Consider the following 13095-nt stretch of genomic DNA (forward strand, 5'->3'; position numbering starts at 1 on the left):
CCCCCCCCCCACGAACGATCTTGTCCTCACGGGGCGGGGATCACCCCCGCCACGGCGCGAGATCAGTTCTGGGCGAGCCAGGACTGGAATTTCGCGTCGATGTCGTCGCGATAGTCAGCCCAGAACTCGTAGTTGTAGAGCAGGGTGTTGCCCGCGTTCGCCGGATCGGTCGGCATGTGCGGCGCCATGTCGATGCCCAGTTCCGCGTGCTGCGACACCATCGGGGCCGAGCTTTCGCGTGCCGGACCGTAGGAGATGTACTTGGCCTGGTCGGCCAGACGCTGGGTGTCGGTCGCGAAGTAGAGGAAGTCCATCACGCGCGCCAGGGCGTCGTCGGACAGGCCCTCGGGGACAATCCAACCGTCGAGGTCGAACACCTGCATGTCCCACAGCATCGCCACCGGCTGGTCCTGCTCCTCGATGACCGAGAAGAGACGACCGTTGTAGGTCGAACCCATGAAGACCTCGCCATCGGCCAGCAGCTGCGGCGTGTCCGCGCCGGCCGACCACCAGACGACCTGGTCCTTGATGGTGTCCAGCTTCGCAAGCGCGCGGTCCTGGCCTTCGTCGGTTTCCAGGACGTCGTAGATCTCGTCCTTGGCCACGCCGTCACAGTACAGCGCCCATTCCATGTTGTTCAGCGGGCGCTTTTCCAGCGCGCGCTTGCCCGGATAGGTTTCCAGGTCGAAGACGGCGCAAACGTCGGACGGCGGCTCGACACCTTCCGGCACCATGTCGGAACGATAGCCGAAGGTGGTCGAGTAGACGATCTGCGGGATGAAGCAGTCGGAGACGATCAGGTCGCCGAAGTCGTCTTCGGCACCGGTGCCGTCGGGCGCCTCGGCCAGCGCGTCGTCAAAGTCGATTTCCATCGCCAGGCCTTCGTCGCAGAGGCGGATCGCCGATGCGGCGGTCACATCCACGAGGTCCCAGGTGATGTTGCCGGCTTCGTTCATCGCACGCAGCTTGGCCACGGCCTCGGCAGAGCTTTCGTCCCACGCCACCGAGACATCCGGATGCATTTCCAGATAGGGTTCGACATAGGCTTTCAGCTGCGAGTTCTGGTAGGCACCGCCCCAGCTCACGATGGTCATGTCTTTCGCCATGTCCTGAGCCGAAACGCCCGCGGCTGCCACGGTCAGGGCCGTGGAGGCCAGCAGTGTCTTTGTGAGTTTCATCAAATAACTCCCTAGTTCACCCGTTATCTTGGTTGAGGCGATGTTACGGGTACGAACCACGCCCCAAGGTCGCGTCCCCGCGCGCGTGTCGACGGCGCAGGAGACGGCATTCGGATCACCCGGCGTCCAGCGCCCGGCAATCTTCGGGCAGCCAGCCGATCTCGATCTGGCTGCCGGGCTCCAGCCGCACCTGGTCCGGTGCGTTACGGGTCTTGATGACGAAGTCGTCATTGCCCGCGACACGGAGCCTCGTACGGAAGATATCGCCCATGTAGATGAATTCCAGAACTTCGGCCTTCAACGTGTGCGCGCCTTCCTGCAGGCGTTCCTTGTTGAATTCCACGCGCTCGGGCCGGATCGACACCCGCGTCCGCTCGCCTTCCTTGCTGACGTTGACGGGTGTAGCGTCCAGCACTTCGCCGCTGTCGAGCTTGACCTCGCAGATATCGCCCTTCATCGCGGTCACCACGCCTTCAAGCGTGTTGTTCTCGCCAATGAACTGGGCGACAAAGCTGTTCTGCGGCTTTTCGTACAGCTCGTCCGGCGGTGCCAGCTGCTGGATGCGCCCGTCATTGAAGACGGCGACGCGGTCCGACATGGTCAACGCCTCGGTCTGGTCGTGGGTGACGTAGACCACGGTGATGCCCAGCTGGTGCGCCAGATTGGTGATCTCGAACTGCATGTGTTCGCGCAGCTGCTTGTCCAGCGCGCCCAGCGGTTCGTCCATGAGCACCAGTTCCGGCTCGAAGACCAGGGCGCGGGCCAGCGCGATCCGCTGCTGCTGACCACCCGAAAGCTGCGCCGGGCGGCGGCCGCCAAAGGCACCCATCTGGACCATGTCCAGCGCATGTTTGACCTTCTTTTCACGCTCGGACTTGGCGATCTTGCGCACTTCTAGCGGAAAGCTGAGGTTTTCGGCCACGGTCATGTGCGGGAACAGCGCGTAGTTCTGGAACACCATGCCGATGCCGCGCTTGTGCGGAGGGATGTTGTTGATGCTGATGCCGTCCAGCTTGATTTCACCATGTGTGGCGGTCTCGAACCCGGCCAGCATCATCAGGCAAGTGGTCTTGCCGGAGCCGGACGGCCCGAGCATCGTCAGAAACTCGCCTTTCGGCATGCTGAGGTTCAGGTCTTTGACGACGAGCGTTTCGCCATCATAGCTCTTTTGCACGCGCTCAAAGGCGACGAATGCGTCGCCACTAGCTCCATCAGCCACGTCAGACTCCCTGTCTGTTATTTCGCGGATGTTTCTCCGCTGTATTGTGAACAGACTAAAGCGCGTGACGTTTGGACTTGCAAGCAAATCACTGAAATCTGCGTATGCGGCAGGCAAATACGGCTTTTCCGGTCATTAAAGCGGCGCGCAACCGGCCGAACGGAAGGCGAAACAACCCGATTCGGGCAATTTGCCTGCGACCTTGACAGCGGCCCTGAACACACGGGGGCAGCGCGCGCGCCCGGAACGGCGGATCAGCGGCGGCCTCCGGACAGGGGGCGGGCCAGGGTTTCGGGCACGATCAACCGGGTCCGGGGCGTGATCCGGCCCGCGATCTTCAGCAGGTGGTCCGGCCGGAAAGCGATGCAGCCTTCGGTCGGGAAACCCCGTCGACGCCAGCGGTGCAGGAAGATCGCCGACCCCCTGCCCCGCTCGGCCCGGGGCCAGTTCCAGTCGGTCAGCAAGACGAGGTCATACAGGCGGTCGGCGCGGCGCAGACGCTCGTGACTGCCCCCGTAGGGCGCGCGCACCATCAGGTTGTAGTCCTCGTGCGTGGGATCATCCGACCACAGATCGCCCGGGCCGATCGGCACCGCCCAATCGGCCGGGCGCGCAATCCGGTCGGGACGATAGAGCATGCCCGTGATCCGGTGCATCCCCGCCGGGGTGGCGCCGTCGCCCTCGCGCTTGTCCGTGGTCACGCCGCCCCGCCCGACCGAACAGGGCCAGAGCCGACCCGCGAACCGCAGCCCGCGCGGCGTCAGGATCATGTCGCCGGCGCTCATCGAATTCCGGGCTCCAGTTCGCCGGGGTCGTCGACCTCGACGCGCCAGAAGTCGCGCGCCTCGGGCGGCAAGGCGGCCAGCGCGCTCTCCCAGTCCGGCCCCCGGATGGCGCGCCGCAGGGCCCAGGCCACCGCCGCGATGCAATTGTCCGGAGTCAGGTTATGGTTGGGTCGCAGCGCCTGTGCCTCGCGGATCAGGTCATCGCGCGGCCCCCAAGGGGCTGGCGGCACCTCGGGGCACCAGCCGGCAACGAAAATCGCCCGGGGTACGCTGGGCAGCGCGCTGGCAAAGCGCAGCCCCTCTTCCGCCGTCACCCGTCGCCGGAACACCTGGAACACGCCGTCCAGCGCCGTGTAGGCCATGTTGTCCGAGTCTAGCTCCATCCGCGCTTTCACATCGTCCAGAAAGGCGCGGTATTCGCGGCTGGCGTGGCGGTATGTCCAGGGCTGCGGCACGGGTCAGGCCGCTTCGGCACGGGTGATGCGCTGCATCACCTGCGCCCCGATCTCGAAGGACCGCAGGCGCGATGCGTGATCGTGGATCTGCCCGGTCAGGATCACCTCGTCCGGGGCGAATTGGTCGATGAAACCCCGCAGCTGCGTTTCGACCTGCCCGGCATCGCCCACGGCACTGATCCGCAGGGCCTCGTCCAGCGCCGGCATGGCGCCCGCCGGCACCACCGTGGACAGGTCCTCGACCGGCGCGGGCAGCTTGCCGCGCTGGCCGGTCCTGAGCCGGTAAAAGGCCTGCTGCATGCTAGTCCGCAGCCAATGCGCCCGCGCCTCGGTATCGGCGGCAAAGACGTTGATCGCGACCATCGCATGGGGCCTGTCCAGTGTCGCGGAAGGCCGGAAATGCCGCCGGTAGACCTCCAGTGCCTGTTCCAGCGCCTGCGGCGCGAAATGCGAGGCAAAGGCATAGGGCAGCCCCAGGTGCGCCGCAACCTGCGCCCCGTGCAGCGAAGACCCCAGGACCCAAAGCGGAACCTCGGTCCCCTCGCCGGGCAGCGCGCGCACCGGGCGCCCCTCCTGTGGCGGTCCGAGCAACTCGCGCAGCTCTCCGACTTCGGCGTGGAACTGCTCGGCACGTTCCGGATGCACCCCCAGCGCCCGCATCACCATCGCGTCGCCCCCCGGCGCGCGGCCAAGGCCAAGGTCGATCCGATCGGGGTACAGAGTCGCCAGCGTGCCAAAGGCCTCTGCCACGGCCAGAGGCGCATGGTTTGGCAGCATGATGCCCCCTGCCCCGACTCGCATCCGGCTGGTCAGCCCGGCGACATGGCCCACCAGGACCGCCGTCGCGGCCGAGGCGATACCCGGCATGTTGTGATGCTCCGCCATCCAGTAGCGGTGATAGCCCCAGGCCTCGGCTTTCCGGGCAAGATCGCCGGTGTTGCGCAATGCGTCGGCGGCCGTGAACCCTTCGGGAACGGGCGACAGATCGAGCAGGGAATAATGCATGTGCGTCTCCTTTGGACCAAAGCTAGGCATGCGCGGTCGCGCTGACAACGCCCCCTGCCCCGCGTCTCCGCCTTGGGTCCGCCCCCAGTTTCTTTGGGTTGAAAATACCTCTGGGGGTCCGGGGGCAAAGCCCCCGGCGATCGCCAAATGCGCTCGGTTACAGCAGGTGGCCCGACTTCGCCGCCTTCACCGCAAGATATCGGGTGTTGTGTACGGTCTCGCCCACCTTCAGCGGCACGCGCTCGGCCACGCCGATGCCGCAGCTTTCCATCATCCGCATCTTGGCCGGGTTGTTGGTCATCAAGCGGACCGCTGAAAAACCCATCTTTTCAAGGATCTGCGCGCCCAGCCGGAAATCGCGCTCATCATCCTCGAACCCCAGCCGGTGGTTCGCCTCGACCGTGTCGAAGCCCTGGTCCTGCAAGGCATAGGCGCGCATCTTGTTGGCCAGCCCGATGCCCCGGCCCTCCTGTTGCAGATACAGCAGCACGCCCGCGCCTTCCTGCCCCATCTGCATCAGCGCCGCGTTCAATTGCGGACCACAGTCGCATTTCAGCGACCCCAGAAGGTCGCCGGTGAAACAGGCCGAATGCAGGCGCGCCAGCACCGGTTCCGCCCGGTCGGGGCGGCCGATCTCGATGGCGTAATGTTCTTCGGACCCGTCTGCCGGGCGATAGATATGCAGCCGCGCGTTCTCGGCTGCGCGCAGGGGCACGCGGGCGGACACCACATGATCCAGCTCCGGCAGGGCCTCCAGCAGGGGGGCGGCCCCTGCACCGTCGATCTCCAGCAGGCCCTGCGCCGCGGCGGTTCCCGGCGCCACCGGCACGACCAGGGCCGCCGGCAGCAACCGCGCACCCTTGCACAGTTGCAGTCCCAGACGGTGCAGCATGACCGATCCGTCGCGCCGCGTCTGCAACGGCCCCTTCATCGGATTGGCAAGGTCATCGGCGGGGTCGGCCAGGTCCTGCACCCAGGACAGGCGCGCATCCTCGGGAACGATCACCCGCGCTACGTCCCCGTCATAGGCCCGCGCCTTCAGCGTGGCCGCGCGCCGATCGGTCAGGGCCAGGTCCAGCGGACCCAGCGCCCGCATCGCGCAAAGCCGCGCTTCGGACAGGGTCTCTGCCGCCGCGACAAGCACATGTGCCCCCTCCGCGCGCAGGCCAACGGGCACGCCCATGCGCAGGTCTGCACGGGCCCGCGCCAATGTTTCATTCAGGTCCGGCCCCAGTCCCAACTCTACACCCTCCGGCTGGCCAACTCCCCGGCATCCTGTAACATTTCCGCCCTCAGCACACGAGGACGTGAAAGTATTGCAGCAAAGCTTGCCGGAGGCGCACTCTGTCCACATCTGCGAGAAAAGGCAACACGGAGGGCCGCACAATGGCGCAACTGCGAAACATCCTGCTGGTCGACGACGAAGAGGACCTGCGCGAGGCGCTGGCCGAGCAATTGGTCATGACCGAGGACTTCGAGGTCTTCGAGGCGGATGCAGGCGCCAGCGCGATGGCCCGGGTCAAGGAGCAGATCTATGACCTGATCATCCTGGACGTCGGCCTGCCCGACACCGACGGGCGCGAATTGTGCCGCCTGATGCGCAAGCAGGGCGTCAAATCGCCGATCATCATGCTGACCGGCCATGACAGCGACGCCGACACGATCCTTGGCCTTGATGCGGGCGCCAACGACTATGTGACCAAACCGTTCAAGTTCCCGGTCCTGCTGGCCCGTATCCGCGCTCAGTTGCGCCAGCATGAACAGTCAGAGGACGCGGTGTTCACCGTCGGCCCCTACACCTTCAAGCCCTCGATGAAGATGCTGGTCACGGAAGACGAAAAGAAGATCCGCCTGACCGAGAAAGAGACCAACATCCTCAAGTTCCTCTACCGCTCGACAGAGGGTGTCGTTCCGCGCGACACGCTGCTGCACGAGGTCTGGGGCTACAATGCCGGGGTGACGACCCATACGCTCGAGACGCATATCTATCGCCTGCGACAAAAGATCGAACCCGATCCGTCGAATGCGCGCCTGCTGGTGACGGAATCTGGCGGATACCGCCTTGTAAGCTGACGAGCACACACTTAGGTCGCATTGCACGGAACAAAGGTGCACATGTAAGTCTTGTTTCGGACAGGTTTGACCCAGATCATTTTTTCATGACTCGGTCATGTTTTAATCTGGACCGATGAGTTCCCGTTGCATGTGCGGGTTATCGCATGCACCTCCCTGTTGGACCTGGCCGGGCACTTTGCCCGGCCTTTTTTTCTGGTTCATCAAAGGGTTTCAATGAAGACCCGCAAAGGGTCGGGTCCCGGCGCCGGCACCGGGACCCCCGGGTGCGTACCGTGAGTGACGAAGGGGTCGTTCCCGTTCCTGTCGTATCCACGTTTACGCGACCGGGCATAAGGGTAAACCAGCGGCCATCGTTCCCCTTGGCCGGCCCCCATGATCGCCTATGAGGCGGGGTCGTTTGGCATGGGATCCAGTTCCGCCTCGTCGCGCAGGTTGTCGCGCAGGGTCATGACCTCGTCGCGCAGTCTTGCCGCATCACTCAAGGTCAGGCCCGACCGCTCCAGGAAACAGCGCGCGATATCCGCGCTCTGGATCTGCAACGCGCGCCCCTCCTCGGTCAGGCGAATGCGCACCTGGCGTTCATCCTCCGGGTCGCGGCGGCGGGTCACCAGGCCCTTTGTCTCCAACCGCTTGACCAGCGGCGTCAGCGTGTTCGAGGCCAGTTGCATCTGCACCGCCAGCGATCCCAGCGGCCGGTCATCCGCCGACCACAGTGCCGTCAGCACAAGGTATTGCGGATAGGTCAGCCCAAGAGGATCCAGCAAAGGCTTGTAGGCCTGCTGCATGGCATGGCCCGCCGAATACAGCGCGAAGCAGAGCATTTCCGAGGGAGAAAGGGAACTGGACATGACACAGGAATAGATCGCGCAGGATGAAATCGCAAGCATTGACAAATCCACGCGCGACACAGATGTTTCGCACACGATCAATTCCCGCGCGAAAGGAGAATGTCATGAGTGTCGACACGAAATACTGGACCGAGGCATGGGCCACCGGCGGCGGCCGCAACGGATCTGCCGGCCTCGCTTCGGGGATGCTGACGGTCACGATGACCAGCCCGACAGAGCTGGGCGGTTCCGGCAAGGGCCACAATCCCGAAGAGCTCTTCGCCACCGGCTATGCCGCCTGCTATCTCGGCGCCATGCGCTTTGCCGCACAGAACGAAAAGCTGGGCACCGTGCCGGAAGACGCCAAGGTCACGGCCCATGTCGGCATCGGGCCGCGCGACGAAGGTGGCTTTGGTCTCAAGGTGAAACTGTCGGTGTCGATGCCCGGCGTCGAACGCGAAGTCGCCGAAAAGATCGCCGAGCGCGGTCACTTCATCTGCCCCTACTCGCACGCGACCAAGGGCAACATCGAGGTCGAGACCGAAGTCGTCTGAGGCCTTTGGCGCGGGGCCGGTTCAGCCGCCCTGCGCCTCGATAAACTGGCGCACCGCATCCTGCACATGGCGGAAGCGGTCGCCACCCAGGTGCTTGCCACCGTACCAGCGTGTCACCACGACGATGGTGTCGCGCAGGTCCTCGCGCTCCAGCATCCGCAGGATGACCATGCCCGCGCCGCTTTCGCCGTCGTCGTTCTTCAGCGGGCCGTCAGCGGTGAGGCAGGCCCAGGTGTTATGCGTGGCCTTGGCGAATTTCTTGCGCCGTTTCAGCTCTTTGAGGAAAATCGCGGCCTCATCCGCATTGCGGCACGGCCCGCCGGAGACCGCGTAGCGCGATCCCCGGTCACTGATGATGTTCTCGAGGACCAGCACGGGCGCCTCAATGGGTCCCGGTGCGCGGCAGCCGGTCCAGGAACTCTGTCGGGTTGAAGAGATCGACGTAGCCCCCCACCCCGTAGGCCCGGCATTCCAGAAAGCGGTCCGGCGCGCAGCGGCGGTACAGGTCGTCCGTCAGGGCCAACACCCCGTGCACATCGTCAAAGGCCCAGCTGATGAGGAACCCCGGCGCGCTGATCGCGCGCACTGAGTTGCCCGTCGCCCCGTCCAACCAGACGGCGACCTCGTCCCGGTCCAACGCGTCGCGCGGGGCCGGCAGGGCGTTTTCGCGGTATTCGTCCCACAACATGATCTCGTCGATCCCCAGCGCCTGCAGGTAGCCGGCCAGCATCGGCTCCATGATCGCCGGCAGGCAGTCTTCCTCGGGCGGATAGATTCCATGTGCCTTGCAATGGCGGGTCAGCGCCGCGCGCATCCCGTCGTCGGTATCGTCGCGCTCGATGTTCAACGCCCAGAGCCAGACAGTCCGCTCGAAGAGCGCCCGGTCCTCGGCCCCGATCGCCTGGCGCACCGCCTCCCAACGCAGCGGGCTGCCGCTTTGCTTGATGAGGTCCGGAAATTCATCCGGCGCCGGGTTCTCCGGCACGGGCGGGGCCTCGGCCAGTGCGCTCAGCTCGTCGGCGGAGGTTACGTTGATGCGCGCGGGTCCGTATTGGGTCGTATCAGGATGATGCCCCGGAACGGTGAAAAAAGGATTGTAGACCGCAAAGACATGGTCGTAGTCGCGCGCCCACCATTCCAGGACGGGAAGCTCTGTCGGGGGGTGCTGAATGGCCCGGCCAATGTGATGCATGGGGTCCTGTCGTCGTCTCGTATCAAAGTGCAAACGGGCGGCCCAAAGGCCGCCCGTCCGGGAAACTGCCGACGGCGCCTGCCGCCGGCGGACAGCGGGGATCACTCCTCCGCTTCTTCCTTTTGCTTGGTGATCTCTTCACCGGACTCCTGGTCGACCATCTTCATCGCCAGACGCACCTTGCCGCGGTCGTCAAAGCCCAGCAGCTTGACAAAGACTTCCTGGCCTTCCTTCAGAACGTCCGAAGGATGGTTCAGGCGGCGGTTCTCGATCTGGCTGACGTGCACCAGGCCGTCACGCTTGCCAAAGAAGTTCACGAAGGCGCCGAAATCGACGATCTTCACGACCTTGCCCTTGTAGATCTTGCCCTCTTCCGGCTCTGCCACGATCGAATAGATCATGTCGTAGGCCTTCTTGATGGATTCACCGTCCGGCGAGGCGATCTTGATGATGCCCTCGTCGTTGATGTCGACCTTGGCGCCCGAGGTTTCCACGATCTCGCGGATCACCTTGCCGCCCGACCCGATCACTTCACGGATCTTGTCGGTCGGGATCTGCATGGTCTCGATGCGCGGCGCGTGCACGCTGAACTCACCGGCCGAGGACAGGGCCTTGGACATCTCGCCCAGGATGTGCATCCGGCCATCCTTGGCCTGTGCCAGGGCTGCCTTCATGATCTCGGGCGTGATGCCCGCGACCTTGATGTCCATCTGCAGCGAGGTGATGCCGTTTTCGGTCCCCGCAACCTTGAAGTCCATGTCGCCGAGGTGATCCTCGTCGCCCAGGATGTCGGTCAGGATGCCATAGGAGCCATCCTCTTCCAGCACCAGGCCCATCGCCACACCGGCCACCGGGGCCTTGAGCGGAACACCCGCATCCATCATCGCCAGCGACCCGCCACAGACGGAGGCCATCGAGGACGAACCGTTGGATTCGGTGATCTCGGACACGACGCGGATCGTGTAGGGGAAATCGGTCGCGGCGGGCAGCACCGCCTGCAGCGCGCGCCATGCCAGCTTGCCGTGGCCGATCTCCCGACGACCGGGCGACCCCACGCGGCCAACCTCGCCCACCGAATAGGGCGGGAAGTTGTAGTGCAGCAGGAAGTTCGAACGGTAGTTGCCGTGCAGCGCGTCGATGATCTGTTCGTCGTCGCCGGTACCCAGCGTGGTCACGACCAGACCCTGCGTTTCACCGCGGGTGAACAGCGCCGACCCGTGGGTGCGCGGCAGCAGGCCGGTTTCGCAGACGATCGGGCGCACCTCGTCAAGGGCGCGGCCGTCGATGCGGCGGCCGTTCTTGACCACGTCGCCACGCAGCACCATCGATTCCAGCTTCTTGATCGCGGACCCCAAGTTGGGATCTTCAAGCTGTTCCTCGCTGAGGCCGGCCTTGATCTCTTCCTTGACGGCGGCAACCGTGGTCACGCGCTCCTGCTTGTCCGAGATCGCGTAGGCGGCGCGCATCTTGTCTTCGCCAGCAGCCTTGACCGCGTCGAACAGGGCCGAGTAATCCGGCGGCTGGAAGTCGAAGGGTTCCTTGGCGGATTCCTCGGCCAGCGAGATGATCAGGTCGATGACCGGCTGGATGCTTTCATGCGCGAACATGACCGCGCCCAGCATCTCGTCCTCGGTCAGCTCATAGGCTTCGGACTCGACCATCATGACCGCGTCCTTGGTGCCCGCGACAACCAGGTCGAGCCGCTGCTCGGGGTTGTTGCGCAGCTGGTCCATGTCCTCGACGGTCGGGTTCAGGACGTATTCGCCATCCTCAAAGCCGACGCGCGCACCGGCGATCGGGCCCATGAAGGGCGCGCCGGAAATGGTCAGCGCCGCGCTGGCCGCGATCATCGCCACGATGTCCGGATCATTGACCAGGTCGTGCGACAGAACGGTGCACATCACCAGCACTTCGTTCTTGAAGCCGGGGACGAAAAGCGGGCGGATCGGACGGTCGATCAGGCGCGCGGTCAGCGTTTCCTTCTCGGTCGGACGTGCCTCGCGCTTGAAGAAGCCACCGGGCACCTTGCCGGCGGCGTAGTATTTTTCCTGGTAATGGACGGTCAGCGGGAAGAAGTCCTGGCCTTCCTTCTGCTGCTTGGCAAAGGTCACGTTGGCCATGACGCTGGTCTCGCCCAGGGTGGCGATGACGCTCCCGTCGGCCTGACGGGCAACCTTGCCGGTTTCCAGTGTGAGCGTTTCCTCGCCCCACTGCATCGACTTTTTGACTTCTTTGAACATCAGTTATCCTCTAGGAGGCGCTCCGGCCCCTGCCGGTCCTCCGTTTGACTGGCGGCCCCATTGCCGCCGACCCCTTCATCATCCCATGCGCCGGGGTCAAAGCGTCACGTCTCAGATGTCTGGCGCCATACAGCAGCAAGCGCCTTTTGTGAAGCCGTTGCGTTCCATGCCACACGCCCCGACACCGGATTTTTTCGGCCCGGCAGGTTCGGGGCGGACGGCGGCCCCGGATCATTACCATTTGCCGGCACCGGGGGCCGTGCTACAGCGCGGAACGTGATTTCATCAGGCCAGACCCATGAACATTCTTCAGATTGCTTCCCTTCTTATCGTCCTTGCCGCCGTCTTTGGCGCGATCAACTATTTCGTCCTGCGCCTGCCCTCGGCCATCGGCATTCTCGTCGTCGCCCTCTTGACCTCGATGGCAGCGCTGGGGCTGGACACGATGGTGCCTTCGCTGACGCTGGCCGAGGATCTGCGCGCCATCGTCACCGGCATCGACTTTTCCGACGCGCTGCTGGAGGGGATGCTGGGCCTGTTGCTGTTTGCGGGCGCGCTGCACGTCAAGCTGTCGGACCTGCGCGCGGTCTGGCCGACGGTCCTGCTGATGGCCACCATCGGCGTGGCGCTCTCGACGGTTGTCATCGGGCTGGGGTTCCAATGGCTGACCGGGGCGCCGCTGCTGATCGCACTGGTCTTTGGCGCGCTGATCTCACCCACCGATCCTGTGGCCGTCATGGGTGTCCTGAAACAGGCCAAGCTGCGCAAGTCGTTGGAAACGCAGGTTGCGGGCGAAAGCCTGTTCAACGACGGCGTCGGCTACGTCGTTTTCCTGGTGCTGGTCGGACTGGCCTTTCCGGCGCTCTCGCACGGGCACGGCGATGCCGCCCATGCCAGCCCCGCTCTGGACGCCGCCAGGCTCTTTGCGCAAGAGGCGCTTGGCGGTGCGGTTCTGGGCCTCGTGCTGGGCTGGCTGACCTTCCGGGTCATGCGTCATATCGACGATTACTCGCTCGAGGTGCTGATGACCCTCGCACTGGCCTTCGGCGGCTACGAACTGGCGATCGCGCTGCATGTCTCGGCCCCCATCGCGGCGGTCTGCGCGGGCCTTCTGATCGGCGACATCGGCGCCAAGCACGGCATGTCCGAGGAAACCCGAGAATACGTCGAGAAGTTCTGGGTGCTGGTGGACGAGATCCTGAACGCCGTGCTCTTCATGCTGATCGGGGTCGAGATCTTTGCCGTGCAACTGGAAACCGACATGCTGGTGACCGGCGTGATCGCCATCGCGCTGGCGCTGTTGGGGCGGCTCTGCGCGGTGGTGGTGCCGATCCTGATGCTGCGCCCCTTCCGCACATTTGCACCCGGCGTCATGCCGATCATGACCTGGGGCGGGCTCAAGGGCGGCATCTCTGTCGCCCTTGCCCTGTCGCTGCCCGACAGCGAGTGGAAGCCGCTGATTCTGACCGTCACCTATGTGATCGTCGTCTTCTCGATCATCGTGCAGGGGCTGACCATCGGCAAGCTGGCCAGCCGGGTCGGGCGCGAACCCGACCTCGTCTGA

13 protein-coding genes are annotated in these 13095 nt (G+C 64.7%); 3 read left to right on the forward strand and 10 right to left on the reverse strand.

All coding sequences use genetic code 11. The annotated features are described in order from the left end of the window. Positions 1 to 62: 62 nt before the first annotated feature. From RBB42_RS22155 to ribA, 6 genes are all read right to left on the reverse strand, one after another. Complete coding sequence (locus RBB42_RS22155) at positions 63 to 1178, reverse strand: extracellular solute-binding protein (RefSeq protein ID WP_305968761.1); 1116 nt, start codon at positions 1176 to 1178, stop codon at positions 63 to 65. A gap of 115 nt (positions 1179 to 1293) precedes the next feature. Beyond that, positions 1294 to 2397, reverse strand: a complete 1104-nt coding sequence (locus RBB42_RS22160; protein ID WP_305968760.1) for an ABC transporter ATP-binding protein — start codon at positions 2395 to 2397, stop codon at positions 1294 to 1296. A 254-nt stretch (positions 2398 to 2651) separates the two neighbouring features. Then, complete coding sequence (locus RBB42_RS22165) at positions 2652 to 3182, reverse strand: L,D-transpeptidase family protein (RefSeq protein WP_305968759.1); 531 nt, start codon at positions 3180 to 3182, stop codon at positions 2652 to 2654. Continuing rightward, positions 3179 to 3637 (reverse strand): DUF2267 domain-containing protein, encoded by a 459-nt coding sequence (locus RBB42_RS22170; RefSeq protein WP_305968758.1) that lies wholly within the window; start codon positions 3635 to 3637, stop codon positions 3179 to 3181. Before RBB42_RS22170 ends, RBB42_RS22165 begins: the two co-directional genes overlap by 4 nt. 3 nt (positions 3638 to 3640) lie before the next feature. Further along, positions 3641 to 4642 (reverse strand): LLM class flavin-dependent oxidoreductase, encoded by a 1002-nt coding sequence (locus RBB42_RS22175; protein ID WP_305968757.1) that lies wholly within the window; start codon positions 4640 to 4642, stop codon positions 3641 to 3643. A gap of 157 nt (positions 4643 to 4799) precedes the next feature. Beyond that, entirely contained in the window at positions 4800 to 5882 is a 1083-nt protein-coding gene (gene ribA, locus RBB42_RS22180; protein WP_305968756.1) for a GTP cyclohydrolase II, read from the reverse strand. Between the two features lie 146 nt (positions 5883 to 6028). Between ribA and RBB42_RS22185 the strand changes: the two genes are divergently transcribed. Further along, positions 6029 to 6715, forward strand: coding sequence for a response regulator transcription factor (locus RBB42_RS22185; protein ID WP_305968755.1), 687 nt, complete (start codon positions 6029 to 6031; stop codon positions 6713 to 6715). A 383-nt stretch (positions 6716 to 7098) separates the two neighbouring features. Here the strand turns inward: RBB42_RS22185 and RBB42_RS22190 are convergent, their stop codons facing one another. Then, a complete protein-coding gene (locus RBB42_RS22190) occupies positions 7099 to 7566 on the reverse strand; it encodes a MarR family winged helix-turn-helix transcriptional regulator (RefSeq protein ID WP_305968754.1) in 468 nt (155 codons plus the stop codon). A 104-nt stretch (positions 7567 to 7670) separates the two neighbouring features. On the opposite strand from RBB42_RS22190, the gene RBB42_RS22195 reads away from it, so the two are divergent. Continuing rightward, on the forward strand, positions 7671 to 8099 hold the full coding sequence (locus RBB42_RS22195; protein ID WP_305968753.1) for an organic hydroperoxide resistance protein: 429 nt from the start codon (positions 7671 to 7673) through the stop codon (positions 8097 to 8099). Between the two features lie 21 nt (positions 8100 to 8120). On the opposite strand, the gene RBB42_RS22200 is transcribed toward RBB42_RS22195, so the two are convergent. The 3 genes from RBB42_RS22200 to pnp form a co-directional block, all read right to left on the reverse strand. After that, positions 8121 to 8474 carry a YigZ family protein gene (locus RBB42_RS22200; protein WP_305968752.1) on the reverse strand — a complete coding sequence of 118 codons (354 nt, stop codon included), beginning with the start codon at positions 8472 to 8474 and terminating at the stop codon, positions 8121 to 8123. 7 nt (positions 8475 to 8481) lie between these two features. Further along, on the reverse strand, positions 8482 to 9291 hold the full coding sequence (locus tag RBB42_RS22205; RefSeq protein WP_305968751.1) for a DUF2711 family protein: 810 nt from the start codon (positions 9289 to 9291) through the stop codon (positions 8482 to 8484). A gap of 101 nt (positions 9292 to 9392) precedes the next feature. Beyond that, positions 9393 to 11531, reverse strand: a complete 2139-nt coding sequence (pnp, locus tag RBB42_RS22210) for a polyribonucleotide nucleotidyltransferase (protein ID WP_305968750.1) — start codon at positions 11529 to 11531, stop codon at positions 9393 to 9395. A 298-nt stretch (positions 11532 to 11829) separates the two neighbouring features. Here pnp and RBB42_RS22215 point away from each other — a divergent pair, with 298 nt between their 5' ends. After that, positions 11830 to 13095, forward strand: a complete 1266-nt coding sequence (locus RBB42_RS22215) for a cation:proton antiporter (RefSeq protein WP_305968749.1) — start codon at positions 11830 to 11832, stop codon at positions 13093 to 13095.

It is taken from the genome of Mameliella sp. MMSF_3455 (assembly GCF_030733205.1).
Lineage (GTDB): Bacteria > Pseudomonadota > Alphaproteobacteria > Rhodobacterales > Rhodobacteraceae > Antarctobacter.